Here is a 26,331-nt window from a genome sequence, read left to right as displayed (position 1 = left end):
GCTCAGGGCAGGTCGGGCAGCGGCATGCCGCCGACGACGACCTGGCCCAGCGTGTCCAGGTAGGTCTGCCAGAAGCGCGTGGGCTGCTGGCCCTTGCCGGGCCGGCCGAAGTCGCACACGCCGGTGGGGAAGGCGGCCTTCAGGCGCGACCATTGCGCGTCCGAGAACACCACCGTGCCGTAGCTCGCGCGGTCGAGCGGCGCGAGCTGGCACTCGAGCACGTCGCCCGTGATGGCCTCGCCGGCCGTCATGCGCGTCGAGCCGTCGGCCAGGCCGGTGCATTCGAGCATCGAGAGCCCCGTGCCGTCGGCGCTGCCGCAACGGTCGTTGGCGCTGGTCGGGCGATGGGCGATCACCTTCTGCGCGAGCGGCGTGGCGCCGCCGTCCCGCTCGATCGCGCCGAGCCAGGCATCCATCGTGTCGTAGGCCTCGCGCTGGCTGCCGGCCTGGTACCAGATCGCCTGGTTGGCGTGGCCGCCGTTGGCGCGGTCGAGCCGCGCGCGCAGGGTCCACGAGCGGTGCTGGTGATGGATGCCGCTGATGTCGAGCGTGCGGATGTCGATGATCGCCACCTGGCCCAGGCCGTTGGCCTGGTTGAACGAGCCCGAGCGGTACGAGGCCTCGATCGCGCCCGGGTCGGCCGCCACGCGTGGTGCCTGCGGCGCGTAGTCGATGGTGTGCGAGCCGATGTTCGCGTTGAGGTCCACGAACTGCTCGGCGCTGATGCGGCCCGCCTTCAGCGCGAGCAGGCCGTACTGCAGGCCCACGTTCGAGTACGGCCGGTTGGCGAAGCCGTCGGGCCGCTTGCCGAAGATCGAGATCGCCGAGTCGGCCGAGGTGCAGCGCGCGCCGCCGGGGTTGAAGGTGGCGTCGTAGCGCGCGCCCGGGGGCGCGTCGCAGCCGCCGAGCGCGGTGGGCGAGGTGCCGGGGATGTTCGCGATGTTGGTCGCGTAGGGGTTCAGGTTGTTGTTGAACTTGTAGAAGTCGATCCACTCGGTGCACACGGCGGTGTTCAGGTGGCCCGAGGCGGCGGCCTGCTGGTCGGGCGTCCACGCGGTGGCGGTGCGGCCGAAGTAGTTGCGCAGCAGCGCGCAGTCCTCGACCTCGTTGCCGGTCGATCCCGCGTCGGGGAAGGAGGCGCCGACGATGATCCCCTGGTAGAGGCCCGGGTAGGCGTTGGCCATCCACTGCTGGGCGATGGCGCCGCCCGAGCTGCCGTAGCCGAAGGTGTAGCGCAGCTCGCCGTAGGCCTCGACGATGCGCTCCTTGGCCATCATCGTGGCCTCGGCCTGCACGGCGATGTTGCAGTTGTGGCCCGAGTCGTTGAGCGACACGGCCAGCACCGCGAAGCCGCGCGAGAGCGCATCGCGGTCGAGCACGCGCTGCGAGGACAGGGCGTTGGACTGGCCGTAGCCGTTGCCGCAGCCCGAGCCATGCTGGATCAGCAGCTTGCGGTTCCACGCGGCCTGCGGCTGCCACGGCGCCCAGGGCTTCGCGGGATCGAACAGCACCGCCACGTCGTAGTAGTCGCGGTCCTGCACGCCGGTCTCGATGCGCACCACGAAGGGCACGGTGCGGCCCTGGTCGGTGGTGGTGGTGGCGATGTCGGCCGGCGGCCGGGCCGGGTCGTAGGGCTGGAAGCCCGCGACGGCCGGATCGCTCGACAGGTACTTGAAGCTGTAGCTCACGGGGCGATTGCAGTCGGCGTCCTGCGCGCCGGCATCGCAGGCCCAGGGCTGGATCTGCGGGCCGTAGAGGATGCGCCCGCCGTTGGCGTGGTTGGTGATCACTAGCGACGACAGCGCCGTGTCGCCGGCGCGCGCGGTCAGCAGGTGGCGGCCCTCGCTCATGCCGGTGACCAGCCCCATGAAGCGCTCGCCGGGCCGCATCGCGAACGCGGACGACACGTCGGTGCCGTCAAGCTCGATGCGCAGCGCGCTCGCCGCGATGCCCGCGGCCGGCACGATCTCGACCAGCGCGTCGCCGCCGCTGACGAGGTCCGCGCGGTTCGACAGCACCTTGATGTCGGCCGCCTTGGTCGTCGTTGCGGGCGGCTGCGCGGGGTTGCCGGTGCTCGCGGGCGGAAGGCCCGCGAAGCGCGCGTCGCCATCGCCGCCCCCGCAGCCGGCAAGCAGCGCGCCGCCGCCGATGCACCACGCCGCCAGCAGCACGCTGCCGCGGCCGCTCCATGTCTTCTCGCTCATCGTGTCTCCAGGTATTGATTGGCGGCGCGATGCTAGGCAGCGCGCGTGGCCATGGCTTCCACGAAACGGCGCGGCTTTTCAGAATCTTGCAATTGCTTGCGGGCGCTGCGGGCAAACCTGCATGCCCGCGGCGGGCCGTGCGCCGGACACTCGTGCCTTCCTTCCCCGACAGAAAGACAAGACGCCCGTGCAGACCTTCGCCGAGCGATTCGACACCACGACCGCGTCCCGCACGAAGTTCGAACCCGAGGCGGTCCTGCTGCAGGACCAGGGCCTTTGGCCCGGGCTGCGGCTCGAGGAGTGGCGCGGCTCGGGCGGGGAGATGCCCGAGACCGTGCTGTTCCAGCACGGCGTGATGCTTCACCACGAGGCACTGACCTCCGCGCGCATCCACTGGTCGGGGCACCGGCCGGTGACGGGCGACTTCGCGCCGGGCAGCTTCGGCATCTTTCCCGCCGGGCTGTCGTACAGCGGGCATGCGCGCGGCCGCTGGCGCGGCGTGGTGCTGGGGCTGACGCCGGGCCTGGTGCAGGCGGTCTCGAGCTCGCCGGGCGCGAGGACGGTCGAGCTGGTGCCGGGCAACGGCATCCGCGACGGCTTCGTCTGGCAGGCCAGCCTCGCGCTCGCCGCCGACATCCGCGAGGGCTATCCGGGCGGCGCGATCTACGGGGAAAGCATCGCGGTGGCGCTGGCGGCCTACCTGCGGCGGCACCATGCGGCCGATCCGCGGCTGCAGGTCGAGCGCATCGATGCCGGCGACGCGCTGCGCCGGCGCGTGCAGCAGTTCATCCTCGACCAGTTGCACGAGAAGCTCACGCTCGCCGAGATGGCGGCCTTCGTGCAACTCGATGTCTATTCGTTCGCGCGCTGGTTCAAGCGCGCCTTCGGCATGCCGCCGCACCGTTACCTGACGGCCGCGCGGATCGCGCGCGCGAGGACGCTGTTGCTGCGCACCGAGCTGAGCCTGGTCGAGATCGCGCTGCAGTGCGGCTTCAGCAGCCAGAGCCACCTGTCGAGCGCGTTCCGGCGCTTCGCCGGCATCGCGCCCGGCAGCTACCGGGCGCGCGGGAGGGAATGAGGCGGCGGCGTGCGCCGCTCACGCCTTCAGCAGCTGGAGCCGCACCAGGCTCTCGGCCGTCGCGACGATCGCTTCCTCGGCCGAGCGCGGATTCCATCCGAGCAGCCGGCGGGCCTTCTCGCTGGTGGCGTTCATGTTCACGCCGAGCATCGGCACGACGGCCTTCATGCGCGGATCGGTCTTCGCGCCGAGCCGCACCAGCCAGTTGGGCAGGGCCCGCGTCGACACCTTCTGCGCCGCCGCGCCCATGCGCTCGCGCAGGATGCCCGCCACGTCGGCCAGCCACAGGCTCTCGCCCGCGATCGCGAGGAAGCGCTCGCCCTTGCCGGCCGGATGCGTCATCGCGAGCAGGTGCAGGTCCGCCACATCGCGCACGTCGACGAAGCCCGAGTTGATCTTGGGCGAGCCGGGCTGGCCGTCCATCATTCCCTTGATGATCTGGATCGAGTGCGAGAAGTCGGCGCCGAGCGCGGGGCCCAGCACCGCGGTCGGGTTGACGGCCGCGAGCTCGAGGCCGCGGCCTTCCTTCTCGACGAAGGCCCACGCGGCGCGCTCGGACAGCGTCTTCGACTTCTGATAAGGCGCGACGTCGCCCGCGAGGTTGCTCCAGTCCTCTTCATTGAAGGGCCGGTCCATCGGCCCATGGCCGACGCCGACCGCGCCGAAGGCCGAGGTGAGGACCACGCGCTTGACGCCCGCATCGCGCGCGGCGCGCAGCACGCGCAGGTTGCCGTCGACGGCCGGCCGGACCCAGTCCTCGTCGGTGGCATAGCTGCCCGATGGCGTGGGCGAGGCGCCGTGGATCACGTAGGTGCATCCCTTCGCGGCCTCGGCCCAGCCGGCGTCCGCGCCCAGGTCCGCGACCACGAAGCCCAGCCGCTCGCCCGGCTCGGCGCCGCCCGTCCTGAGGTGCTCGCGGACCTCCGCTTCCCGTGCGAGCGTGCGCACGGTCGTGCGGACGCGAAATCCCTGGGCCAGCAGTGCGAGGATGCAGTGCTGCGCGATGAAGCCGGTGCCGCCGGTGACCAATACCAAAGCCTGTTCCATGTCCGTTCCTTGTTCGTCCTTGATTCGAGATGGGGAACGATATTTCGAGGGGGTCGGACTGTGAATGCTTGGGAGTACGCTTTGCTTGCGCGATAGTACGAAGATGAGCGCCGATCCCTTCTCCGACATCCTCAAGCTGACCCATGCGCAGAGCCTGGTGACCGGCGGCTTCACGGCCGGCGGCACCTGGGCCCTCCGTTTTCCGGCGCCCGACAAGATCAAGTTCTTCGCCGTCGTGAAGGGCCACTGCTGGGTCCGCATCGAGGGGGAGCCCGAACCCGCGCGCTTCGAGACCGGCGACGTGGGGCTGCTGTCGGCGCACCGCTGGTCGATCCTGTCCAGCGATCCCGAGGTCGAGCCCGTCGATGCCATGGGCCTGTTCTCGGGCGCGGGCCGCTCCTCGGCGCAGCTCGGCGACGGCAGCGAGTTCGCGCACATCGGCGGCCATGTGCTGCTCGACCCGGTCAGCGGGCCCTTGCTGCTGAATGCGCTGCCGCCGTGGATCCATGTCCGCGCGTCGGCGCCGCAGGCCCCGGTGTTCCGCTGGCTGCTCGATCACCTGATGGAGGAGCGCACGCAGGCACAGCCGGGTGCGCAGCTCGCCGCGGCCCAGCTCGCGCAGCTGCTGTTCATCCAGATCCTGCGCGCGCACCTGGGAACCTCGGGGCCGCTGGTCGCGGGCTGGCTGCGCGCCCTGAGCGAGCCGCGCATCGCGCCGGCCCTGCGGGCGATGCACGACGATCCGGCGCGGTCCTGGCACCTGGAGGAGCTGGCCAGCGCCTGCGCCATGTCGCGCACCACCTTCGCTTCGCACTTCAAGGCCGTGGCCGGCATCGCTCCGCTGGGCTACCTGACCGAGTGGCGCATGCGCCTGGCCGAGCGCGCCCTGGGCGAGGACGACACGCCGGTCGCGCTCGTGGCACAGAGCCTGGGCTACAGCTCCGAGAGCGCGTTCAGCCATGCCTTCAAGCGCGTCACCGGGAGTTCGCCGACGGCCTATCGGCAGGCGCTGCGCGCGGGGGCGAGCCGTGCCGTGGTGGAACTGTCGGGCCGCGAGGCGGTGCCGCAGGAGTCCTAGCCGAAGAACCAGTAGCAGACCGCGATCGCCGCGACCACCCCCGCCAGCTCGGCCAGCAATGCGCAGGCCACCGCATGCCGCGCGCGCTGGATGCCGACCGCGCCGAAGTACACGGCCAGCACGTAGAAGGTGGTCTCGGTGCTGCCCTGGATGGTGGCGGCCACGAGCGCGGGGAAGCTGTCGACGCCCTGGCTCTTCATGGTCTCGATCAGCATCGCGCGCGCCGCGCTGCCCGAGAAGGGCTTGACCAGCGCGGTGGGCATGGCGTCGACGAAGCGCGCGTCGAAGCCGCCCGCGTCGACCAGCCAGCGCAGGCCGTCGAGCGCGAGGTCGAGCGCGCCCGAGGCGCGCAGCACGCCGATCGCGCACAGCATCGCGACCAGGTAGGGCAGCAGGTTCTTCGCGATGTCGAAGCCTTCCTTGGCGCCCTCGATGAAGCATTCGTAGACCTTCACGCGTTTCAGCGCGCCGGCCAGCAGGAACGCGACGATCACGCCGAACAGCACGAGGTTGCCCAGCAGCGAGGAGAGCGCGGCGATGGCGGCGGCCGAGAGCGTGCCCAGCAGCGCCATGAAGCCGCCGAGCAGCAGCGCGCCCGGCAGCAGGTAGGCCAGCACCACCGGGTCCCACAGCTTGAGCCGCTGCGCCACGGCCACCGCGAGCAGCCCGACCAGCGTGGAGGCGCTGGTGGCCAGCAGGATCGGCAGGAACACCAGCGTGGGATCGGCCGCGCCCTGCTGCGCGCGGTACATGAAGATGGTGACCGGCAGCAGCGTGAGCGAGGAGGCGTTGAGCACCAGGAACAGAATCTGCGCGTTGGTGGCCGTGACCGGGTCGGGGTTGAGCCGCTGCAGCTCGCGCATCGCCTTCAGGCCGATCGGCGTGGCGGCGTTGTCCAGGCCCAGCGCGTTGGCCGCGAAGTTCATGGTGATCAGGCCCAGCGCCGGATGGCCGGCCGGCACGCCGGGCATCAGCCGGCGGAACAGCGGGCCGAGCATGCGCGCGAGCCAGCCCACGAGGCCGGCCGCCTCGGCGATGCGCAGGAAGCCCAGCCACAAGGTGAGGGTGCCGAACAGCAGCACCATGACCTCGACCGCGAGCCTGGCCATCGCGAACAGGCTCTCGACCAGCGCCGCGAAGACGGCCGGGTCGCCGCCGAGCAGCCAGCGGCCGAAGGCGGCCAGCGCCGCCACCAGGAAGAAACCCAGCCACAAGCCGTTGAGCACCCTTTTCTTACCCCTTTTCTTAGCCTTCTCTTACCCCGCATGCTGCCGTGCCGCCGCGCCGATCATAGGGGTGCCTTTCGTCATCGCCGCGAGCTACATTTCGAGCCATGCCCGCCACCCCGCTCCGCCGCCTCGCCGCGCTCGCCCTGTGCGCGACTGCATGGCTCGCGGGCTGCGCGAGCCTGCCGCCACCGCCACCCGAGAAGCCGCCGACCCTGGCCTTCACCGACGTGGCGCAGACCGAGCTGGGCCAGCTCGCCTACAAGGACGCGCCGGGCGGCAGCGAGACCCCGCTGTCGGGCTTCCGGCTGCTGCCCGAGGCGGCCTTCGCCTTCGACGCGCGCATCTCGCTGGCGCGCCATGCCGAGAAGTCGCTCGACGTTCAGTACTACCTGATCCAGAACGACGACGTCGGCCTGCTGTTCCTCAAGGAGCTGCGCGAGGCGGCCGCGCGCGGCGTGCGCGTGCGCCTGCTGGTCGACGACCTCTACACCGGCGGCGCCGACGAGGTCTTCAGCACCTTCTCGGCCTTCCCGAACGTGGAGGTGCGGCTGTTCAATCCACTGCCCTCGCGCGCGAGCTCGCTGGCCACGCGGCTGGCGCTGTCGATCACCGACTTCGGCCGCATCAACCACCGCATGCACAACAAGCTGCTGATCGCCGACAACAGCTTCGCGGTCTCGGGCGGGCGCAACATCGCCAACGAGTACTTCATGCGCAGCACGGCGGCGAACTTCATCGACATGGACGTGATCTCGTGCGGCCCGGTGGTGCGCAAGATGTCCGAGGGCTTCGACCGCTACTGGAACAGCCCGCACGTGCGCCCGATCGAGAACATCGCGCCGCTGGCCATGACGCCCGAGGCGGCGCAGCGCCGCTTCGACGAGATCGCGCGCACCGCCGTGCCCGACGTGCCGATCCGCCCGCGCGACATCCTCGACAAGTCGCCCGTGGGCGAACAGCTGATCACCGGCAAGCTCGACCGCTACTGGGCGCCGTTCACGCTGTTCGTGGACGATCCCGAGAAGATCGCGCGCAAGCCCGAGCTGGCCTACCGCGGCAGCGTGACCGAGGGCGCGCTCGGCGTCATCGACTCGGCGCAGCACGACGTGAAGATCGCCTCGCCGTACTTCATCCCGGGCACGCGCGGCATGGCGCAGATGAAGAAGAACGTGGCCTCGGGCGTGCGCATCACGGTGATCACCAATTCGCTGGGCGCCACCGACGAGCCGCTGGCCTACGCGGGCTACGAGCGCTACCGCGCCGACATGCTGAAGATCGGCGTCAACATCTTCGAGATCGCGCCGCTGCTCAGCGGGCGCTCGGGCCAGTTCGGCGACTTCGGCAAGACCATCAGCCGGCTGCATGCCAAGCTCGCGATCGTGGACCAGGAGCGCTTCTTCGTCGGCTCGATGAACCTCGACCACCGCTCGGCCGCGGTCAACACCGAGATCGGGCTGGTGATCGACAGCCCCGACATGGTCAACGACTACGAGCGGCTGATGCGCACCACCGCGCGCGTCAACATCGGCTACCGCCTGCGGCTGGGGCCCGACGGCCGCCGCGTGCAGTGGCTCGAATATGACGACGCGGGCGGCGACATCGTCCACGAGGACGAGCCCGGCGAGTTCATCTGGCTGCGCTTCAAGAACTGGCTGCTGCTGCCGATCGTGGGCGAAGAGCTGCTCTGAAGGGTCGTCACGCCGCCCGTGCAGAATCCCCGGCGGCGGGCTCGCGCCGGGTGCCTTCACAGGGTAATAATTAAGTCTAAAGTCCCTGGCGCCTTCCGCTCCGGGCCCGATCCTTGCCGGATCGTCGCGGCGGCGATGCCCTGTCCCGTCTCTTCTTTCGAAAGCTTCACGGATGGACCTGACCGACGCGACCGATGCCGCTCCCGTCGACGATCTTGACGCCACCTTCGACCTGGCGCCGGTTTCGCTCTGGATCGAGGACTACAGCGCGCTGCGGCGCATGCTCGACGGCTGGCGTGCGCAGGGCGTGAGCGACCTCGTCGCCTTCCTGGCCGAGGACCCGCAGCGCGTGCGCGACTGCATGGCCTCGCTGAAGGTGCTGCGCGTGAACCGCCACACGCTCGAGCTGTTCGCGGCCGAGAGCCAGGCGCAGCTGCTGGGTTCGCTCGACAGCGTGTTCCGCGGCGACATGTCGGCCACCGTGGTGCACGAGCTCGACCAGCTCTGGCGCGGCCAGATGCGCTTCGAGAGCGAGACCGTGAACTACGCGCTCGACGGCCGCCGGCTCGACGTGCGGGTGCGCGCGCGCGTGCTGCCGGGCCACGAGGAGCGCTGGGACCGCGTGCTGGTGGCGCTCGACGACGTGACCGAACGCGTGGCGGCGCAGCGCCGGCAGGCCGAGAGCGAGCGCTATGCGCGCAGCCTGTTCGACCACTCGCCGGTGTCGCTGTGGGTGGAGGACTTCAGCGCGGTGCGTGGCCTGCTCGAGAACCTGCGCGCGCGCGGCATCACCGACTTCGCCACCTTCCTCAAGGTGCACCCCGAGTTCGTGACCCGCTGCATGCAGGAGATCCGCGTCATCGACGTGAACCACGAGACGCTGCGCATGTTCGGCGCGCCCGACCTGGGCACCCTGCTGGGCAGCCTGCCGCGCATCTTCCGCGACGAGATGCGCGAATCCTTCGCCGAGCAGCTGCAGGACCTGTGGAACCACAAGACGCTGCAGCAGCGCGAGGTGGTCAACTACTCGCTCGCGGGCGAGATGCTCAACATCCACATGCAGTTCGCGGTGCAGGAAGACCGCCTCGACAGCTGGGACCTGGTGCTGGTCTCGCTGGTCGACATCACCGCACGCAAGAAGGCCGAGGCCTACCTCGAGTACCTGGGCAAGCACGACGTGCTCACGCAGCTGTGCAACCGCACCTTCTATACCGAGGAGCTCAACCGGCTCGCGCGCAAGGGGCCGTGGCCGGTGTCGATCGTGGCGATCGACCTCAACGGCCTGAAGCAGCTCAACGACCAGGAAGGCCACGCCGCCGGCGACACCATGCTGCGGCGCATGGGCGAGGTGCTCGCCAAGGCGGTCGACGCGCCGTCCTGGCCCGCGCGCATCGGCGGCGACGAGTTCGCGGTGCTGATGCCGCAGACCGACGAGCGCGGCGCCGAGGCGATGCGCGAGCGCATCCTCGTGCTGCTCGAGCTCAACAACCAGTTCCATGCCGGCCAGAGCGGCCATGCGCTGAGCCTGGCGATCGGGCTGGCGACCTGCCATGCGGGCGATTCGCTCGAGGCCACGCTGCAGCGCGCCGACCGCGCGATGTACGCGGACAAGGCACTGCACTACAAGGACAGCGTGCACGAGCGCCGCGGCAGCTGAGACCGCGACGGAATTCCTAGACCGGCTGGTAATTCCGCGCGCGGGGTGTATGCCGGGCGACGCGCGAGACTAGAATTTCGGCATGACCGTTCCGACCGCCAAGCCTTCGTTCAAGGAGCAGATGCTGGCTGCGCGGGAAGAGGCCATCGTGCAGACCGCCAACCGGCTGCTGGCGCAGAAGGGCTTCGAATCGATGACGGTCGACGAGGTCGCGGCCTCGGTGGGCATCGCCAAGGCCAGCCTCTACAAGCATTTCCCGAGCAAGGAAGACCTGGCCGCCGCCGCGATGGTGCGGCTGATGCAGCGCACGCTCGACATGCTCGCGGCGCTGCCGGCCGACGAGCCGCCGATCGGCAAGCTGCGCGCCACGGTGCGCTGGGCGCTCGAGTTGCAGCTCGCGGGCGAGATGCCTTCGCTGCCGCACCAGAACTCCAGCCTGCGCGCGACCCTGCTGGGCAACCGGGGCTACATCGACCGCCTGGTGACCATCAGCGACACCCTCGGCGGCTGGATCCAGGCGGCCCAGGCCGACGGCTCGATGAATCCCAAGCTGCCCGCGATCGGCGTGCTCTACACGCTCTATGCGCGCGGCTGCGATCCGGTGCTGGGCTTCCTGCAGGGCGGCGGGCAGCACAGCGACGCGCAGATCGTCGAGCTGGTGCTCTCGACCTGCTTCGACGGCCTGGCTGCGCGTTAGAGCCAGTTGCCGGTGCCCTGCGGCATCTGGATCGTGGTGGCGGGATCGCTGCCGCCGACGAAGGCGCCGATCAGGATGCTGAGGATCGAGACGAACAGGCTCGCGAACAGCGCGGTCCAGAAGCCCGAGACCCGGAAGCCGCGCACCAGCGCCGCCACCAGCAGGATCATCAGCGCGTTGATCACCAGCAGGAACAGGCCGAAGGTCACCAGCGTGAGCGGCAGGGTCAGCACGATCAGCAGCGGCTTCACGACCGCGTTCGCCAGGCCCAGCAGCAGCGCCGAGATGACCAGCGCGCCGGTGCTCTCGAAAGTCAGGCCCTTGAAGATGTGGCTTGCTATCCAGAGCGAGAGCGCGGTGATGGCCCAGTGGATGAGGAAGGGAGCGAGGTTGTCGAGCATGCGCGGGCGCCGGTGGCCGGAGGGCAGTTGTTGGAGGAGGAGTGCGGGCCATCATATCGGCGGCCCCCGGTTCAGCGGACCTCGATCAGCAGTTCGGGCCGGAAACCCTCCTGCTCGCCCTTGCTGCGGTAGCCCAGCGGATTGGCCACCACGCGGCAGCCGTCCTTCACGTAGTCGAAGGCGCAGTGCAGGTGGCCGTGCAGCCAGAGGCTGGCTTGCGGCAGCAGCTCGTCGAGCGAGTTGCAGAAGCCCGCCGTGCCGGGCGTGAGCCCGTAGCGCGGATCGGCGCTGGCCAGCGAGGGCGCGAAATGGGTGATGGCGACCGTGGTGCCGTCGAAGGGCTGGGCCAGCGCCTCGCGCAGCCAGGCCTGGCAGGTGAGCCCTTGCTCTCGCAATTCGGCCGACAGGAAGGGTGTGCCGTTGCGCCGCGAGGACATCTTCTCGAGGTAGAAATCGGCCGCGCGCATCGCCTTGCCGCGCTTCTTGAGCGCCTCGGCGAGGCCGTCGGTGGGCGTCACGAGCGCGTCGAAATCGGCCCACAGCGTGGTGCCGATGAAGCGGATGCCCTCGATCACCAGCGTTTCGCGCTCGAGCCAGAGGATGCCGAGCTCCTCGCACAGCGCGCGCAGCCGAACGTGGGTGTCGTCGAAATCGAGGTTGTCGTACTCGTGGTTGCCCGGCACGTAGATCACGGGCTTCGGCCAGCCCTTTTTGGGCGAAAACCGACCGAGGCCGAAGTCGGGATCCTCCAGGCGCGAGCCTTCCTGGTAGGAGCCCACGTCGCCCGCGAGCACCAGCAGGTCGGCGCCCGGCACGGGCTCGGCATGGAAGCGCGGATGGGATTCGAGATGCAGGTCCGACAGCAGCTGCAGTTTCATCAGGGTTTCTATCTAGGTGGATCAGCCTATGCGCATCACGCATAGATGTGGCATTTTTTAACTAGGGTTAACCCCTAATCTATGGGGCATCAACCACTGCAGCGCAGCCAAGAGCCGCGCACCATCATGTTCAGCCTCATTGCCCAAGTGGCACGTTTCTTCCGTTCCTCCGCCCATTCTGCGCCGGCCAGCCACGCCGCGGCGCTGATGGAAAGCGCCGACGTGCGCGCGGGTCTCGACGCCCACCACGCGCAGGAACTGCGCGGCGCGGCAGCCGCCTGGCTGCGCGTGGTCCGCTGAACGGCCCACTGCCGTTTCAACCGGGCACCTTCTGCCCGAGGATCGAGCCCGCGAAGGCTGCCGCCGCCGAGCGCAGCAGCGACTGCCGCAGCCATTCGTGCGAATGGGCGTGCTGGGCGCGCCGGTGCCAGATGGCATCCACGTGCACCGGCGGCTGGTCGAAGGGCAGGTCGCGCAGCACCAGCTGGTCGCCGATGCCCGTGACCGTCACGAAATGGCGCGGCAGCACCGTCAGCAGATCGGTGGTCGCGACCACCTGGCCGGCCGTGAAGAACTGGTTCACCGTCACCACGATGCGCCGCTCGCGCCCGAGGGCGCCCAGCGTCTGGTCGATGAAGCCGTAGGGCCGGCCCGAGAAGCTCACCAGCAGGTGCCGCGCGGCGCAGTAGCCGTCGAGCGTGAGCGGCTGCTCGGCCAGCGGATGGCCGCGGCGCATCACGCACACGTACTGGCCCAGGTACAGCCGCTGGGTCTCGAAGGGCACGCCCACGCCCGACTGGCCGCGCGCCGCCAGGCTCGCGATCACGGCCGGAAAGTAGCCGATCGCCATGTCGACCTCCTCGTGCTCGAGCATGCGGCGAGGGTCGCGCGTGGTCAGCGGCAGCACCCGCATCGAAATGCCCGGCGCCTCGGTCTCGGCGATCCGCACCAGGCCCGGCATCAGCTCGGCCGCGGTGGCATCGGCCATGGCCAGCAGGAAGGTGGTGTCGGCGGTGCCGGCATCGAACTCGCCCGGCGCCAGCGTGTGCTGCAGCTGGCGCAGCGCGTCGCGCACCGTGGGCCATAGCGCCAGCGCGCGCGGCGTGGGCTCCACGCCGGCACTGGCGCGGCGCACCAGTTCGTCGCCGAGCACCTCGCGCAGCCGCCGCAGCGCATTGCTCACCGCCGGCTGCGTGATCGACAGGTTGCGCGCGGCGCGCGTGAGGTTGCGCTCCGCCATCACCTCGTCGAAGACACGAAGCAGGTTGAGGTCGAGCGTGCGGAAATTGACGTCCATCAGTCTTGTGAATGATAAACATCAGAAAGATAAAGTGGAAAGTTACTAGGGCAAACCCTAATATCAAGCCATCGGAAATAGAAACACGCCTTGGAGGGCACCATGACCAGCTTCGTACACGTCGACCAACCCACCGTCCACCCCGGCGTCCAGCGCGCCGAAGTCCTGTTCGGACACCTGAAGGCCGCGCGCGGCGGCAGCAGCGCCCGTCCGCTGATCCTGCTCCTGATCGTCGCCATCGTCTCGGCCGTGCTCGTGGTGGCCGACACCATCGTCACCCACTGGGACGAAGGCGCGCTGCTCGCGGCCTGGGCCCTGGTCTGCGCCGGCGCCTTCGCGGTGATCGCCCTGTTCGCCGGCTCGCTGGCCAACGGTGCCAACAAGCTGGGCGCCGCCTGGCTGGCCGCCTCGCAGCGCCGTGCCGCGGCCCGCGCCGACGCCCGCTTCCTCGAAACCGCGCACAGCGACCCGCGCGTGATGGCTGAACTGCAGGCCGCCGTCTGGCGCCAGCAGTCGGAAGGCACGGCGAGCGTGGCCGACGCAGCCCGCATCGACGCACTGGCCGGCGCCGCCGCCCGTACGCAAGCGGCCCGCATGCCCACGCTGTACGAAGCGATGCGCCGCATGAACAGCTCGCGCTACTACTGAGCCCATCGCGCGATCGCGCCCACGAAAAAGCCGCCCTCGGGCGGCTTTTTCGCGTCTGGAGCGCACCCCTCGCGGGGCGCGTTCACGTCAGGCAGCGAGGCGCTGCTCGATCGCCGCCTTGGTCGCGGGCAGTTCCTTCGGCAGGTGATGGGCCAGTTGCTCGAACAGCTCGTCGTGCAGCTTGAGCTCGGCCTGCCAGGCGGCCTTGTCGATGCTGGTGACGGTGGCGAACTGCTCGGCGCTGAAGTCCAGGCCGGTCCAGTTGAGGTCCTCGTAGCGCGGGCTCACGCCGGTGATGTGGTCGACGCCGTCGGCCTTGCCTTCGATGCGGTCGATCATCCACTTGAGCACGCGCATGTTCTCGCCGTAGCCGGGCCAGACGAACTTGCCGTCGGCGCCCTTGCGGAACCAGTTGGTGGTGTAGATGCGCGGCAGCGTGGCGCCCGAGGCCTGCAGCTTCTTGCCCAGGTCGAGCCAGTGCTGGAAGTAGTCGCTCATGTTGTAGCCCATGAACGGCAGCATCGCGAACGGATCGCGGCGCACCACGCCCTGCTGGCCAGCGGCCGCGGCGGTGGTTTCCGAGCCCATGGTCGCGGCCATGTAGACGCCCTCGACCCAGTTGCGGGCCTCGGTCACCAGCGGCACGGTGGTCGAGCGGCGGCCGCCGAAGATGAAGGCGTCGATCTTCACGCCCTTGGGATCGTCCCAGGCGTCGTCGAGCGCGGGGTTGTTGGTGGCGGCCACGGTGAAGCGCGCGTTCGGATGGGCGGCCTTGGCGCCGGTTTCCTTGGCGATCTGCGGCGTCCAGTCCTTGCCCTGCCAGTCGATGCAGTGCGCGGGCGCGTCGCCCATGCCTTCCCACCAGACGTCGCCGTCGTCGGTCAGCGCCACGTTCGTGAAGATCACGTCGCGGTCGAGGCTGGCCATGCAGTTCGGGTTGGTCAGGTCGTTGGTGCCCGGGGCCACGCCGAAATAGCCGGCCTCGGGGTTGATGGCGCGCAGCGTGCCGTCGGCCTGGGGCTTGATCCAGGCGATGTCGTCGCCGATGGTCGTGACCTTCCAGCCGTCGAAGCCGGCCGGCGGGATCAGCATCGCGAAGTTGGTCTTGCCGCAGGCGCTCGGGAAGGCGGCGGCCACGTGGTGCTTCTTGCCCGCGGGGCTGGTCACGCCCAGGATCAGCATGTGCTCGGCGAGCCAGCCTTCGTCGCGGCCCATGTTCGAGGCGATGCGCAGCGCGAAGCACTTCTTGCCCAAGAGCGCGTTGCCGCCGTAGCCCGAGCCGAAGCTCCAGATCTCGCGCGTCTCGGGGTAGTGGACGATGTACTTGGTCTTGTTGCAGGGCCAGGCGACGTCCTTCTGGCCGGCCTCGAGCGGTGCGCCCACGGTGTGCACGCAGGGCACGAACTCGCCGTCGGCGCCCAGCACCTCGTACACGGCCTTGCCCATGCGGGTCATGATCTTCATGTTGACCGCGACGTAGGGGCTGTCGGACAACTCGATGCCGATGTGCGCGATCGGCGAGCCCAGCGGGCCCATGCTGAAGGGCACGACGTACATCGTGCGGCCCTTCATGCAGCCGTCAAAAAGAGGCTGCAGAGTGGCACGCATCTCGGCCGGGGCCATCCAGTTGTTGGTGGGGCCGGCGTCTTCCTTGTTGGCGGAGCAGATGTAGGTGCGGTCCTCGACGCGCGCCACGTCGCTCGGGTCGGAGGAGGCGAGGAACGAGTTCGGGCGCTTGGCGGGATTGAGCTTCTGGAAGGTGCCGGCGTCCACCAGTTGCTGGCAGAGGCGGTCGTACTCTTCGTTGCTGCCGTCGCACCAGTAGATGGATTCGGGTTTGCACAGCGCGGCCATGTCGGCCACCCAGGCAATCAGCTTGGCGTTCTTGACGTAGGCGGGCGCCTGAATGCCAAGGCCCTTCGTGGGTGCGTTCATCGGAAATCTCCTAAGTTGAAAAATCGTCTTTCCGAACGGTGCGCCACGCCGCGGCGGCGTGGAGGTCCGTTTGAGAAAACGTTTCGGCTCGGGAGAGGAGGATGCGTCAGCGCGGGCCGCACGACCCGCGGACGAGAGCGCAAATGCCTGTCAGGCGAGGAAGACGGCGATCGATGCGAGCAGCAGCATCAGCACGCCGCCGGCGATCGGCAGCACGATCGGCATCAGGTGAACGATCGACTCGACCGTGTCTTGCTCGACGGCAGCGCCGTGCGCGGGCTCGACAGGAGTGGGGTGGGACATCGGGAATACCTCTGATACTTTGAATGACACGAACTGGTGGCATTTTACCGGTGGGGTGCATGCCCGCGGTCTAGGGGGTTGCGAGACCCCTGGAACCAGACGTAACCGGGGTCGGTCCTCAGTGCTGCTCCTGCGCCTCGAAGCCCGCGGCGGCCAGCGCTTCGAGCACGCTGGCCAGGTGTTCGCGGCCACGGGTCTGCAGCACCAGCTCGATGTCGACGTTCTGCGCCGCCAGCATGGTGAAGGCGCGCTGGTGGTGGACCTCGTCGACGTTAGCGCCCGCTTCGGCCACGGTGGCCGTGATCTGGGCCAGCGAGCCCGGTACGTCGCGCGCGCTGACGCGCACCCGCGCGAGCCGGCCGGCGCGCACCATGCCGCGCTCGATGATGGCCGCGAGCAGCAGCGGATCGATGTTGCCGCCCGACAGCACCAGGCCCACGCGCTTGCCCTTGAAGCGTTCGGGGTGGCGGATCAGCGCGGCCAGCCCGGCGGCGCCCGCGCCTTCGACCAGCGTCTTCTCGATTTCCAGCAGCATCAGCACGCCCTGCTCGATGTCGCCTTCGTCCACCAGCACCAGGTCGTCGACATGGCGCGCGATGATCTCGCGCGTCAGCACGCCCGGCGTGCCGACCGCGATGCCCTCGGCGATGGTGCTCTTGCCCTGCGGATGCTGCGTGCCCTGGACCGCGTTGACCATGGCCGGGAAGCGCGTGGTCTGCACGCCCACGATCTCGATGCCGGGCTTGAGCGCGCGCGCGGCCACCGCCATGCCCGCGATCAGTCCGCCGCCGCCGACCGACACCACCAGCGTGTCGAGCTCGGGCTCGGCCGCGAGCATCTCGAGCGCCACCGTGCCCTGGCCCGCGATGATGGCCTCGTCGTCGTAGGGATGCACGAAGGCCAGGCCCTCGCGTTGCGCGAGTTCGACCGCATGGGCGCGCGCCGCGTCGAGCGTGTCGCCGTACAGCACCACCTCGGCGCCGAAGCCGCGCGTGCGCTCGATCTTCACGCCGGGCGTGAAGCGCGGCATCACGATCAGCGCGCGCAGGCCGAGCCGCTGCGCGTGATAGGCCACACCCTGCGCATGGTTGCCGGCCGACATCGCGATCACGCCGCGGGTGCCGCTCTCCGACAGGTCGACCAGCTTGTTGCAGGCGCCGCGTTCCTTGAACGAGGAGGTGAACTGCAGGTTCTCGAACTTGAGGAACACCTGCGCGCCCACGATCTCCGAGAGCGTGCGCGATTCCACGCAGGGCGTGTCGAGCACCTGTCCCGAAAGGCGTGCCGCGGCACGGCGTATTTCTTCGATTTCGACCATGGCGCGCATTGTGGACGGAATCGGACACCAGGGTTTTTACCCTTTCGGCGTCTTCCCGAAGCCAAAAGTCTGCGTTATGGTCTGGCCGGTAATTCCCCTCTCTGGAGGTTCGTCCGATGGTCAAGCGTGCGGGTGTCGATGTGGTGGCTGCTGCGGTTCGCGGGCAGGCATTGCCGTCGCCCGGTCTCAAGGAAGCACCGGTGCTCGAGCTCATGTGCTCGCACTTCGTGCTCACGCTCGCCGCCAAGCAGGGGCCGCGCTTCAACGTGCGGCGCGACATCAACGGCCTGCTCTCGCTGACCGGCCGCCACCTGGTATGGCCGGCCGCGGTGCTGCAACGGCTGCGCGAATTCCTCGGCCGCCGCTGCGCGGGCAACGAGGCCTGGAAGGGCATCGAGAACCTCGACGGCCGCACGCTGCTCGAGCGCCACGGCGTCTGGCGCGGCCCGTACGAGGAGGGCACGCTGTTCTTCTACCTTGACGAGTACGCGAAGGACCAGCCCAAGGACCTGCTGTCGGTGCTGGCCGTCACGCGCGACTGGCTCACGCATGCGCTGCGCAAGCAGTCCACGCTGGTCGAGAAGAACATCGACGCGCTCGCGGGCCTGCTGCAGCTCAACAAGGCCGAGCGCGCGCTGCTGCTGTACGGCACGCTCGCGCGCTACCAGCGCGACCTGCGCTCGCTGCTGGTCGAATTCAAGGTCAACAACGCGCCCGAGGCCTATGCCGCGATCGCCGACATCGCGGGCGTGAACGCGAGCGAGGTCGGCGAGGCGCTGCGCGCGGGCTCGCGGCTCGAGCGCATCGGGCTGGTCGAGAACCTGATCTCCGAGCACAACATCACCGACCTCGCCGACCTGATGAAGGTCAGCGAGAAGCTGCCGCCGGTGCTGATGCGCGAGTACCGCGACCACAACGAGCTGATGGCCGTGTTCACGCGGCCCTCGGCCAAGAGCGCGCTGCTGCCCAACGACTTCTCCTTCGTCGACGAGGAGGTGCGCGTGCTCGTCACGCTGCTGCGCGCGGCGGTCGCGCGCAAGGAGCTCGGCGTGAACGTGCTGCTCTACGGCCCGCCCGGCACCGGCAAGACCGAACTCGCCAAGGTGGTGGCGCAGGCCGCGGGGCTCGAGCTGTTCGAGGTCGAGTACGCCGACCGCGACGGCAACTCGCTGTCGGGCCGCGACCGCTACCGCTCGCTGCAGATCGCGCAGGTCTTCCTCAAGGGCAGCGCCCAGGCCGCGCTGCTGTTCGACGAGGTCGAGGACGTGTTCCCGCCGATCAGCACCGAGGCCGCGCAGTACATGGCGCGCGCCGAGCAGATTCCCGCGCCGGCCAACGGCAGCGTCAGCGGCAAGGCCTGGGTCAACCAGATCCTCGAGGCCAACCCGGTGCCCACGCTGTGGGTCACCAACCGCATCGAGCAGATCGATCCCGCGTTCCGCCGCCGCTTCGCCTACCACCTCGAGCTCAAGTCGCCGCCGCCGGGCGCGCGCGAGCAACTGGTGAAGAAGACGCTCGAGGGCGTGACGGTGTCCGAGGCCTTCACGGCCAAGCTGGCCGGGCGCAAGGGCCTGACGCCGGCGCAGATCCGCACCGCGGTGCGCTTCGCGGGCCTGGCCCGGACCGACGGCGCCTCGGTCGAGGCGCTGATCGAACGCCAGCTGCGCAACGCCGACCTCGCGCTGGGCACCACCGACACCGGCCGCGGCGAGCGCCGCACCGTGACCACCTACGACCTCGACATGCTCAACGTCGAGACCCGCTTCGAGATCCCGCGCGTGGTCGAGGCGCTGAAGGCGCGCGGCCACGGCACGCTGTGCTTCTACGGCGCACCCGGTACCGGCAAGACCGCGCTCGCCGAGCACATCGCCAAGGCCATCGGCCGGCCGCTGATCGTGCGCCAGGCCAGCGACCTCATGAGCAAGTACGTCGGCGAGACCGAGCAGAACATGGCCGCCATGTTCCGCGAGGCCGAGAGCGAGAAGGCCGTGCTGCTGCTCGACGAGGCCGACAGCTTCCTGCAGGACCGCCGCGGTGCCCAGCGCACCTACGAGGTCACCGAGGTCAACGAGATGCTGCAGGGCATGGAGCGCTTCAACGGCATCTTCGTGTGCACCACCAACCTGCTCGACCGGCTCGACCAGGCGGCGCTGCGGCGCTTCACCTTCAAGATCAAGTTCATGCCGCTGACCGCGGCGCAGCGCGAGCGCATGTTCGTGACCGAGGCGCTCGCGGGCGACGCCTCGCTGCTCGCGGGCGAGATCCGCGCGCGGCTGGCGCAGCTCGCGCAGCTGTGCCCCGGCGATTTCGCGGCGGTGAAACGACAGACCGATATCCTGGCGACCGAGTTCTCGGCCGCCGAGTTCCTCGACCAGCTCGAGGCCGAGCACCGCATCAAGCCCGAAGTGCGCGAATCGCGCGGCATGGGCTTCGTGCAGTAGCGGTCGCGCGCCGCCGGGGCGCAGCAAGAAGAAAGAAAGGCGGACGGGAGCCGCCATCACGCCGGGAGACACGCGCTTCCGGATTCATACGTCCGTCCGCGTCCGCGGGCTCGAATGGGGGAGAGCTTCGATGAGGTTTCGTAACGCAGGCCGCGCGCGGCCACATGCCCGGGTCCCGGGCCCCTGGGCCCTGGCCGGTGCCTTGGCCCTCGCGGGGCTGCTCGCCGGTTGCGGCGGCGGGGGAGGGGGCGGAGGCGGCGGCTTTCCGATCGTTCCGGGCACCGGCAACCCCGGCACCGGCACGGGCGACGACGACACCATCGTGGCCTCGTCCAGCGTGGCCGGCCAGTGCGCCGCGCCGCGCGGCGGCATCAATCCGGCCACCGGCCTCGGCTACCCCGACCGCGCCGGCTCGCTCGCGATCGAGAAGCGCTGGGTGCGCGCCTGGATCGACGAAACCTATCTCTGGTACAGCGAGGTGCCGACCACGCTGAAGGCGGCCGACTACGCAACGCCGGTGGCCTACTTCAACGTGCTGAAGACGCCGGCCACCACGGCCTCGGGCCGTGCCAAGGACCGCTTCCACTACGTCTACGACACCGAGGTCTACCGCCAGCTGTCGGAGGCCGGCGTCTCGGCCGGCTACGGCATCGAGTTCGCGTTCGTGCGCAACTCGCGCCCGCGCGACCTGCGCGTGGCCTTCACCGAGCCGAACTCGCCGGCCGCCAACGCGGGCATCGCGCGCGGCGCCAAGATCCTCGAGATCGACGGCATCAGCGTGGTCAACAGCACCAACACCACCGCCATCAACAGCGCGCTGTCGCCCGCCACGCTCGGCGAGTCGCACAGCTTCAAGCTCGAGGAGGCCGGCGGCGCCACGCGCACCGTCACGCTGGCCTCGGCGCGGATCACGCGCACGCCGGTGCAGAACGTGAAAACCGTCGACACGCCGAGTGGCCGCGTCGGCTACCTGCTGTTCAACGACCACATCACGACCTCCGAGGCGCAGCTGATCTCGGCCATGAACAAGTTCCAGGCCGACGGTGTGCAGGACCTCGTGCTCGACATGCGCTACAACGGCGGCGGCCAGCTCAACATCGCGAGCCGGCTGGCCTACATGGTGGCCTCGCCGACCGCGACCGCGGGCAAGACCTTCGAGCGCCTGGCCTTCAACAACAAGAACCCCTTCGGCCTGCAGCCGCCGCTGTTCTTCCTCGGCTCCTCGCGCAACGGCCAGGCCCTGCCGCAGCTCGGCCTGTCGCAGGTCACGGTGCTCACCAGCCCCGACACCTGCTCGGCCAGCGAGTCGGTCATCAACGGGCTGCGCGGCGTGGACGTCAAGGTCAATCTCGTGGGCGGTGCCACCTGCGGCAAGCCCTACGGCTTCTATCCGCAGGACAACTGCGGCACCACCTACTTCGCGATCCAGTTCCAGGGCGTGAACAACAAGGGCTTCGGCGACTACGGCGACGGCTTCGCGCCCAACTGCACGGTGGCCGACGACTTCTCGCATGCGCTGGGCGATCCGAACGAGGGCCGGTTCTCGGCCGCGCTCGCGCTGCGCAGCACCGGCAGCTGCCCGGTGCCGGTCGCGGCCGCGGCGCGCACGGCGCCCGAGCTCGAGAAGACGGACGCGGCGCAGGACGCGGGTCCGATGCTGCTGCTGCGCTCGCCGCTGCGCGAGAACCGGCTGATCGAGACCGACTGACCCACCGGCCGGCGCCGCTTCGCCGGCGCCTTCCTTGCCGAACCGACAACGGGCCCGACGGGCCCGTTTTCACGTGTCCGTGCGCGCCCGCCGCGCGCCATCCACCTCGCGGAAAACCCCTAGGCCCCGGGCCTTGCCTGTGCCGTGCCCTCGCGCCCAGAATTCGGCAAACGTTTGCGCAAACGTTTTCGTTCGAGCATCCGTTCGACGGCTTCCCCCTGAAAAGACACCACTATTCCAAGGAGAGAGAGAAATGCAGATGCCCAGAAGACGATGGATCGTGTCGGCCCTGTCGGCCGCGGTGCTCACCGCCTGCGGCGGCGGTGGCAGCAACGGCTTCGCGTTCGTGCCGACCGGCAGCGCGCCGCCGCCCCCACCCCCGCCGCCTCCGCCGCCACCCCCTCCGCCGGCGCGCAAGATCATCATCGACAGCGACTACAACACGATGAGCGACGACGGCCAGCTCGGCGCCATGGCCGCGCAGCTGCAGGCCGAGGGCAAGGTCGACGTGCTGGGCATCAGCGTGGTGTCGGGCAACAAGTGGCTGCGCCAGGGCGTGGCCGAGGCGCTGAAGTCGGTCGAGCGGCTCGGCGTGGGCGATCGCATCGGCGTCTACGTGGGCGAGAACTACGCGCTGAACCACACCAAGGCGGACATCGACGCCGAGATGAAGGCCGGCGCCGGCGGCGACGGCTACCTGGGCGCCTGGAGCTCGCCCGAGCCCAAGAGCGACGCCGACCTGGTGCCGATCCCCGACGGCTTCGCCACCCGCACCAAGGCGCAGGCCAAGGGCGCGGTCGACTTCCTGATCGATGCCATCAAGGCGAACCCGAAGCAGGTCAGCATCCTCGCGATCGGCCCGCTCACCAACATCGCGCTGGCCGCCAAGCGCGCGCCCGAGATCGTGCCGCTGATCAAGGAGATCATCTACATGGGCGGCGCGGTCCACGTGGCCGGCAACACGACGAAGACGGCCGAGTTCAACTGGTGGTTCGATCCCGACGCGGCGCAGTACGTGGTGCGGCTGCCGATCCCGCAGGTGGTGTTGCCGCTGGACGTGACCGACACCGTGCTGATGACCAAGGCCATCTACGACAAGATCGCGCACCCGGCCACGCCCACGCCGGTCACCGAGGTCTTCCGCAAGGAGTGGTTCGCGGACTCGTTCGAGACCAAGCCCGGCTACACCTCGAACATCTGGGACACGCTGACCATCGCCTACCTGCTCGACCCGAGCTACGCGACCGAGGTCAGCGAGGAGTACGTCGACGTGATCGCCAAGCCCGGCGATCCCGAGAACGGCCGCTCGGTCGGCTATGCCACGCCGCCCGCGGGCGTGCCGCTGCAGAAGATGAAGGTGGTGAAGAAGTTCGACAACGCGCGCTTCTACGACCTCTACGTCGACCTGCTCACGCGGCCGGTGCCGGTGAAGCTGCCGGTCACGAACTGAGGCCGTGGCGCGCGGTGGGTGGGCCGGCTAGAAGGCCGAGCACACCCGCAGCACCTCGCTGCCGTAGGCCTCGAGCTTCTTCGTGCCGATGCCGCTGATGCCCTTCAGGTCCTCGAGCGTGGCCGGTGCCCGCTCGGCGATCGCGGCCAGCGTGGCGTCGTGGAAGATCACGTAGGCCGGCAGGTTGTGTTCGCGCGCCACCTCGGCGCGCCAGGCCTTGAGCGCGTCGAAGCGCGACTGGCCCTGCGCGTCGAGCGCGGCCGCGGCCGGCGAGGGCGCGCCGCGCGCGGTCTTCTCGCGCCGCGACTTGCCGCCGCGTGCCGTCGGCGAGGAGATCGATTCGCGCAGCGACACCGTGGTCTCGCCGCGCAGCACCGCGCGCGAGCCCTCGGTGAGCTTGAGCGTGTTGTAGGCCTCGGCGTCGACCGCCACCGCGCCGATCGCGATCAGCTGGCGCAGCACGCCGCGCAGCTGCACCTCGCTGAATTCCGCGCCGAGCCCGAAGGTGCTGATGCGCTCGTGGCCGAACTGCTTGACCTTCTCGGTCTCCTTGCCGCGCAGGATGTCCATCACGTGGCCGGCGCCGAAGCTGATGCCGCTTTGCTGCTGCACGCGGTAGACGGTGGACAGCAGCTTGCGCGCCGCGTCGGTGCCGTCCCAGACCTGCGGCGGCGCGATGCAGTTGTCGCAGTTGCCGCAGGGCGTGCTCTGTTCGCCGAAGTAACCCAGCAGGCGCACGCGCCGGCAGTCGCTGGCCTCGGCCAGCGAGAGCAGCGCGTCGAGCTTGCCGCGCATCACCTGCTTGAATTCCTCGCCGGCCGGGCTCTCGTCGATCATGCGGCGCTGGTTCACCACGTCCTGCAGGCCGTAGGCCATCCAGGCCTGGGCCGGCTCGCCGTCGCGGCCCGCGCGGCCGGTCTCCTGGTAGTAGCCCTCGATGTTCTTGGGCATGTCGAGGTGGGCCACGAAGCGCACGTCGGGCTTGTCGATGCCCATGCCGAAGGCGATGGTGGCGCACATCACGATGCCTTCCTCGCGCAGGAAGCGGTCCTGGTGCGCCTGGCGCACCGAGGCGTCGAGCCCCGCGTGGTAGGGCAGGGCGTTGATGCCCGCGTCGCGCAGCGCCACCGCCACGTCCTCCACGCGCTTGCGCGACTGGCAATAGACCACGCCGGCATCGCCCTCGTGCTCGCGCTCGATGAAGCGCAGCAGCTGCGTGGTGGCTTCCTTCTTCTCGACGATGGTGTAGCGGATGTTCGGCCGGTCGAAGCTCGAGACGAACTGCTGCGCCTGCTCGAGCTGCAGCCGCTCGACGATGTCGGCGCGCGTGAGCGCGTCGGCGGTGGCGGTCAGCGCGATGCGCGGCACGCCCGGGTAGCGCTCGTGCAGCACCGTGAGCGCGCGGTACTCGGGACGGAAGTCGTGGCCCCACTGGCTCACGCAATGCGCCTCGTCGATCGCGAACATCGACAGCTTGCCGCGCGCGGCCAGCGCGTCCATCAGCTCGAGGAAGCGTGGCGTGGTCACGCGCTCGGGGGCGGCGTACAGCAGCGTGACCTCGGCGCGCGCCATGCGGCGCTCGACGTCCTGCGTCTGCTGCCAGTCGAGCGTGGAATTGAGGAAGGCGGCGTCCACGCCGGCCTCGTGCAGCGCGCCGACCTGGTCGTGCATCAGCGCGATCAGCGGCGACACCACCACCGCGATGCCGTGCCCGGCGCGCTGGCGCGCGATCGCGGGGATCTGGTAGCACAGCGACTTGCCGCCGCCGGTGGGCATCAGCACCAGGGCGTCGCCGCCGCCGGTCACGTGGTCGACGATCGGGGCCTGCGGACCGCGGAAGGCGGCGTAGCCGAAGACCTCGTGCAGGATCTGCGCGGGGTCGGCGGAAGGTGAATTGGACAAGGCGGCGGGCTGGGTGGCGACGAAAGGGGTCGATTGTCGCCGCAGCGCAGCAGGCGCGCCGCTGCGGTCGCCCGGCCGGGTACGACCGCCCGTCGGTCCGGGCGGCCGGCGCGGCTGGCACGCCGTTTGCAAGCGGTCGGCATTCGCTTGAGATGCCTGTATAGACAGCATACTGGTGCATGCATCGGGCGGTTCGCACCAATACAAGGTGCGCCCCGTGCCGGCTTGCACCGTTTCCGCCGCGGCTTTTTCGGGTTATCCTGTATATACAGGGGTGTTCGGGCGAATGACACTGCGGCCGCGTACCACGGAAAGCTCCGACGGGCGCTGCCAGCCGATTCAATTGACGCTTCACACGAACAGGAGGGCCTCGATGGCCAAGACAGTCGCAAAGATCGCCACGCTGCTGGCAGCCGGTGCATGCATCGCGGGCGCGGCCGGGGGCGCCGCCGCCCAGACCAAGATCACGCTCGGCATGTCGGGCTGGACCGGCTTCGCGCCGCTGTCGCTGGCCGACAAGGCCGGCATCTTCAAGAAGAACGGGCTCGACGTGGAACTCAAGATGATCCCGCAGAAGGACCGCCACCTGGCGCTGGCCTCGGGCGCGATCCAGTGCGCCGCCACCACGGTCGAGACGCACGTGGCCTGGAACGCCAACGGCGTGCCGATCGTGCAGATCTTCCAGATGGACAAGTCCTACGGCGCCGACGGCATCGCGGTGCGCAACGACGTCAAGGGCTTCTCCGACCTCAAGGGCAAGACCGTCGGCGTGAGCGCGCCCGGCACCGCGCCGTACTTCGGCCTGGCCTGGATGCTGTCGAAGAACGGCATGAGCATCAAGGACGTGAAGACGGTCTCGCTCGAGCCCCAGCCGGCCGCCCAGGCCTTCGTCGCGGGCCAGAACGACGCCGCCATGACCTACGAGCCCTACCTGTCGACCGTGCGCGCCAACCCGCAGGCCGGCAAGATCCTCGCGACCACGCTCGACTACCCGATGGTGATGGACACCGTGGGCTGCGCGCCGACCTGGCTCAAGGCCAACGCCAAGGCCGCGCAGGCGCTGACCGACTCGTACTTCGAGGCGCTCGAGATGATCAAGTCCGACCCGGCCAAGTCCAACGAGCTGATGGGCAGCGCGGTCAAGCAGAGCGGCGAGCAGTTCGCCAAGTCCTCGGCCTACCTGCGCTGGCAGGACAAGGCCGCGAACCAGAAGTTCTTCAGCGGCGAGCTGACCCAGTTCATGAAGGACTCGGTGCCGATCCTGCTGGAGGCCGGCGTGATCCGCAAGGCGCCCGAGGACCTGGCCGCGACCTTCGACGCGAGCTTCATCAAGTAAGCCGCCCCGAGCCGCAACGACGAAGCGCCACGCATC

The 26,331-nt window shown here is 69.5% G+C and carries 21 protein-coding genes; 11 read left to right on the top strand and 10 right to left on the bottom strand.

Features of this window, described 5'->3' with window-relative positions:
- Positions 1-2 precede the first annotated feature (2 nt).
- On the bottom strand, positions 3-2,204 hold the full coding sequence (locus KV106_RS20745) for a tannase/feruloyl esterase family alpha/beta hydrolase (RefSeq protein WP_261212047.1): 2,202 nt from the start codon (positions 2,202-2,204) through the stop codon (positions 3-5).
- Between the two features lie 187 nt (positions 2,205-2,391).
- Here KV106_RS20745 and KV106_RS20740 point away from each other — a divergent pair, with 187 nt between their 5' ends.
- Complete coding sequence (locus tag KV106_RS20740; protein WP_057592385.1) at positions 2,392-3,282, top strand: helix-turn-helix domain-containing protein; 891 nt, start codon at positions 2,392-2,394, stop codon at positions 3,280-3,282.
- 18 nt (positions 3,283-3,300) lie between these two features.
- Here the strand turns inward: KV106_RS20740 and KV106_RS20735 are convergent, their stop codons facing one another.
- Entirely contained in the window at positions 3,301-4,329 is a 1,029-nt protein-coding gene (locus KV106_RS20735) for an SDR family oxidoreductase (RefSeq protein WP_057592386.1), read from the bottom strand.
- A gap of 64 nt (positions 4,330-4,393) precedes the next feature.
- On the opposite strand from KV106_RS20735, the gene KV106_RS20730 reads away from it, so the two are divergent.
- On the top strand, positions 4,394-5,407 hold the full coding sequence (locus KV106_RS20730) for an AraC family transcriptional regulator (protein ID WP_261212044.1): 1,014 nt from the start codon (positions 4,394-4,396) through the stop codon (positions 5,405-5,407).
- Here the strand turns inward: KV106_RS20730 and KV106_RS20725 are convergent.
- The gene (locus tag KV106_RS20725; RefSeq protein WP_057592388.1) at positions 5,404-6,633 is read right to left on the bottom strand and encodes a nucleoside recognition domain-containing protein; all 1,230 of its coding nucleotides are present in this window, start codon (positions 6,631-6,633) and stop codon (positions 5,404-5,406) included. The genes KV106_RS20730 and KV106_RS20725 overlap by 4 nt on opposite strands.
- A 107-nt stretch (positions 6,634-6,740) precedes the next feature.
- On the opposite strand from KV106_RS20725, the gene KV106_RS20720 reads away from it, so the two are divergent.
- The 3 genes from KV106_RS20720 to KV106_RS20710 all read left to right on the top strand — a co-directional run bounded on the left by KV106_RS20720 (position 6,741) and on the right by KV106_RS20710 (position 10,678).
- The gene (locus tag KV106_RS20720; RefSeq protein WP_261212043.1) at positions 6,741-8,324 is read left to right on the top strand and encodes a phospholipase D family protein; all 1,584 of its coding nucleotides are present in this window, start codon (positions 6,741-6,743) and stop codon (positions 8,322-8,324) included.
- 172 nt (positions 8,325-8,496) lie between these two features.
- Complete coding sequence (locus tag KV106_RS20715) at positions 8,497-9,981, top strand: sensor domain-containing diguanylate cyclase (protein ID WP_261212042.1); 1,485 nt, start codon at positions 8,497-8,499, stop codon at positions 9,979-9,981.
- A gap of 82 nt (positions 9,982-10,063) precedes the next feature.
- Complete coding sequence (locus tag KV106_RS20710) at positions 10,064-10,678, top strand: TetR/AcrR family transcriptional regulator (RefSeq protein WP_057592391.1); 615 nt, start codon at positions 10,064-10,066, stop codon at positions 10,676-10,678.
- On the opposite strand, the gene KV106_RS20705 is transcribed toward KV106_RS20710, so the two are convergent.
- Together KV106_RS20705 and KV106_RS20700 are read right to left on the bottom strand one after the other, a co-directional pair.
- On the bottom strand, positions 10,675-11,079 hold the full coding sequence (locus tag KV106_RS20705; protein WP_057592392.1) for a phage holin family protein: 405 nt from the start codon (positions 11,077-11,079) through the stop codon (positions 10,675-10,677). The genes KV106_RS20710 and KV106_RS20705 overlap by 4 nt on opposite strands.
- A gap of 71 nt (positions 11,080-11,150) precedes the next feature.
- Positions 11,151-11,957 carry a metallophosphoesterase gene (locus tag KV106_RS20700; RefSeq protein ID WP_261212038.1) on the bottom strand — a complete coding sequence of 269 codons (807 nt, stop codon included), beginning with the start codon at positions 11,955-11,957 and terminating at the stop codon, positions 11,151-11,153.
- A 126-nt stretch (positions 11,958-12,083) separates the two neighbouring features.
- Between KV106_RS20700 and KV106_RS20695 the strand changes: the two genes are divergently transcribed.
- Complete coding sequence (locus KV106_RS20695) at positions 12,084-12,257, top strand: hypothetical protein (RefSeq protein WP_172705418.1); 174 nt, start codon at positions 12,084-12,086, stop codon at positions 12,255-12,257.
- Positions 12,258-12,273: 16 nt separating this feature from the next.
- On the opposite strand, the gene KV106_RS20690 is transcribed toward KV106_RS20695, so the two are convergent.
- Positions 12,274-13,254, bottom strand: coding sequence for a LysR family transcriptional regulator (locus KV106_RS20690; RefSeq protein ID WP_261212037.1), 981 nt, complete (start codon positions 13,252-13,254; stop codon positions 12,274-12,276).
- Between the two features lie 102 nt (positions 13,255-13,356).
- Here KV106_RS20690 and KV106_RS20685 point away from each other — a divergent pair, with 102 nt between their 5' ends.
- Positions 13,357-13,902 (top strand): hypothetical protein, encoded by a 546-nt coding sequence (locus tag KV106_RS20685; protein WP_057592407.1) that lies wholly within the window; start codon positions 13,357-13,359, stop codon positions 13,900-13,902.
- Positions 13,903-13,989: 87 nt separating this feature from the next.
- Here the strand turns inward: KV106_RS20685 and KV106_RS20680 are convergent, their stop codons facing one another.
- The 3 genes from KV106_RS20680 to KV106_RS20670 all read right to left on the bottom strand — a co-directional run bounded on the left by KV106_RS20680 (position 13,990) and on the right by KV106_RS20670 (position 17,458).
- Complete coding sequence (locus KV106_RS20680) at positions 13,990-15,837, bottom strand: phosphoenolpyruvate carboxykinase (GTP) (RefSeq protein ID WP_057592396.1); 1,848 nt, start codon at positions 15,835-15,837, stop codon at positions 13,990-13,992.
- A gap of 150 nt (positions 15,838-15,987) precedes the next feature.
- A complete protein-coding gene (locus KV106_RS20675; RefSeq protein WP_172705419.1) occupies positions 15,988-16,140 on the bottom strand; it encodes a hypothetical protein in 153 nt (50 codons plus the stop codon).
- Between the two features lie 118 nt (positions 16,141-16,258).
- The gene (locus KV106_RS20670) at positions 16,259-17,458 is read right to left on the bottom strand and encodes a threonine ammonia-lyase (RefSeq protein ID WP_261212036.1); all 1,200 of its coding nucleotides are present in this window, start codon (positions 17,456-17,458) and stop codon (positions 16,259-16,261) included.
- A 116-nt stretch (positions 17,459-17,574) separates the two neighbouring features.
- Between KV106_RS20670 and KV106_RS20665 the strand changes: the two genes are divergently transcribed.
- From KV106_RS20665 to KV106_RS20655, 3 genes are all read left to right on the top strand, one after another.
- Positions 17,575-19,899 carry an ATP-binding protein gene (locus KV106_RS20665; protein ID WP_261212035.1) on the top strand — a complete coding sequence of 775 codons (2,325 nt, stop codon included), beginning with the start codon at positions 17,575-17,577 and terminating at the stop codon, positions 19,897-19,899.
- Positions 19,900-20,029: 130 nt separating this feature from the next.
- The gene (locus KV106_RS20660) at positions 20,030-21,607 is read left to right on the top strand and encodes a S41 family peptidase (protein ID WP_261212034.1); all 1,578 of its coding nucleotides are present in this window, start codon (positions 20,030-20,032) and stop codon (positions 21,605-21,607) included.
- 253 nt (positions 21,608-21,860) lie between these two features.
- A complete protein-coding gene (locus tag KV106_RS20655) occupies positions 21,861-23,057 on the top strand; it encodes a nucleoside hydrolase (protein ID WP_409976543.1) in 1,197 nt (398 codons plus the stop codon).
- Between the two features lie 27 nt (positions 23,058-23,084).
- Here KV106_RS20655 and recQ read toward each other — a convergent pair whose 3' ends face one another.
- Positions 23,085-24,959: a DNA helicase RecQ gene (gene recQ, locus KV106_RS20650; protein WP_057593444.1), complete on the bottom strand. Its 1,875-nt coding sequence runs from the start codon at positions 24,957-24,959 to the stop codon at positions 23,085-23,087.
- Between the two features lie 373 nt (positions 24,960-25,332).
- Here recQ and KV106_RS20645 point away from each other — a divergent pair, with 373 nt between their 5' ends.
- Positions 25,333-26,295 (top strand): ABC transporter substrate-binding protein, encoded by a 963-nt coding sequence (locus tag KV106_RS20645; protein WP_057593443.1) that lies wholly within the window; start codon positions 25,333-25,335, stop codon positions 26,293-26,295.
- Positions 26,296-26,331: the final 36 nt, after the last annotated feature.

It is taken from the genome of Variovorax endophyticus, from assembly GCF_025376855.1.
Taxonomy (GTDB): domain Bacteria; phylum Pseudomonadota; class Gammaproteobacteria; order Burkholderiales; family Burkholderiaceae_C; genus Variovorax.
Note: the sequence above shows the minus strand (reverse complement) of the source record. Positions and strands in the feature narration are given on the sequence as shown.

Excerpts from the sequence above, each read along its gene's own strand:
- KV106_RS20745 (WP_261212047.1), bottom strand. The coding sequence starts at position 2,204 with ATGAGCGAGAAGACATGGAGCGGCCGCGGCAGCGTGCTGCTGGCGGCG.
- KV106_RS20735 (WP_057592386.1), bottom strand. The coding sequence starts at position 4,329 with ATGGAACAGGCTTTGGTATTGGTCACCGGCGGCACCGGCTTCATCGCG.
- KV106_RS20730 (WP_261212044.1), top strand. The coding sequence starts at position 4,394 with ATGCTTGGGAGTACGCTTTGCTTGCGCGATAGTACGAAGATGAGCGCC.
- KV106_RS20720 (WP_261212043.1), top strand. The coding sequence starts at position 6,741 with ATGCCCGCCACCCCGCTCCGCCGCCTCGCCGCGCTCGCCCTGTGCGCG.
- KV106_RS20715 (WP_261212042.1), top strand. The coding sequence starts at position 8,497 with ATGGACCTGACCGACGCGACCGATGCCGCTCCCGTCGACGATCTTGAC.
- KV106_RS20710 (WP_057592391.1), top strand. The coding sequence starts at position 10,064 with ATGACCGTTCCGACCGCCAAGCCTTCGTTCAAGGAGCAGATGCTGGCT.
- KV106_RS20705 (WP_057592392.1), bottom strand. The coding sequence starts at position 11,079 with ATGCTCGACAACCTCGCTCCCTTCCTCATCCACTGGGCCATCACCGCG.
- KV106_RS20700 (WP_261212038.1), bottom strand. The coding sequence starts at position 11,957 with ATGAAACTGCAGCTGCTGTCGGACCTGCATCTCGAATCCCATCCGCGC.
- KV106_RS20695 (WP_172705418.1), top strand. The coding sequence starts at position 12,084 with ATGTTCAGCCTCATTGCCCAAGTGGCACGTTTCTTCCGTTCCTCCGCC.
- KV106_RS20690 (WP_261212037.1), bottom strand. The coding sequence starts at position 13,254 with ATGGACGTCAATTTCCGCACGCTCGACCTCAACCTGCTTCGTGTCTTC.
- KV106_RS20685 (WP_057592407.1), top strand. The coding sequence starts at position 13,357 with ATGACCAGCTTCGTACACGTCGACCAACCCACCGTCCACCCCGGCGTC.
- KV106_RS20680 (WP_057592396.1), bottom strand. The coding sequence starts at position 15,837 with ATGAACGCACCCACGAAGGGCCTTGGCATTCAGGCGCCCGCCTACGTC.
- KV106_RS20675 (WP_172705419.1), bottom strand. The coding sequence starts at position 16,140 with ATGTCCCACCCCACTCCTGTCGAGCCCGCGCACGGCGCTGCCGTCGAG.
- KV106_RS20670 (WP_261212036.1), bottom strand. The coding sequence starts at position 17,458 with ATGGTCGAAATCGAAGAAATACGCCGTGCCGCGGCACGCCTTTCGGGA.
- KV106_RS20665 (WP_261212035.1), top strand. The coding sequence starts at position 17,575 with ATGGTCAAGCGTGCGGGTGTCGATGTGGTGGCTGCTGCGGTTCGCGGG.
- KV106_RS20660 (WP_261212034.1), top strand. The coding sequence starts at position 20,030 with ATGAGGTTTCGTAACGCAGGCCGCGCGCGGCCACATGCCCGGGTCCCG.
- KV106_RS20655 (WP_409976543.1), top strand. The coding sequence starts at position 21,861 with ATGCAGATGCCCAGAAGACGATGGATCGTGTCGGCCCTGTCGGCCGCG.
- KV106_RS20645 (WP_057593443.1), top strand. The coding sequence starts at position 25,333 with ATGGCCAAGACAGTCGCAAAGATCGCCACGCTGCTGGCAGCCGGTGCA.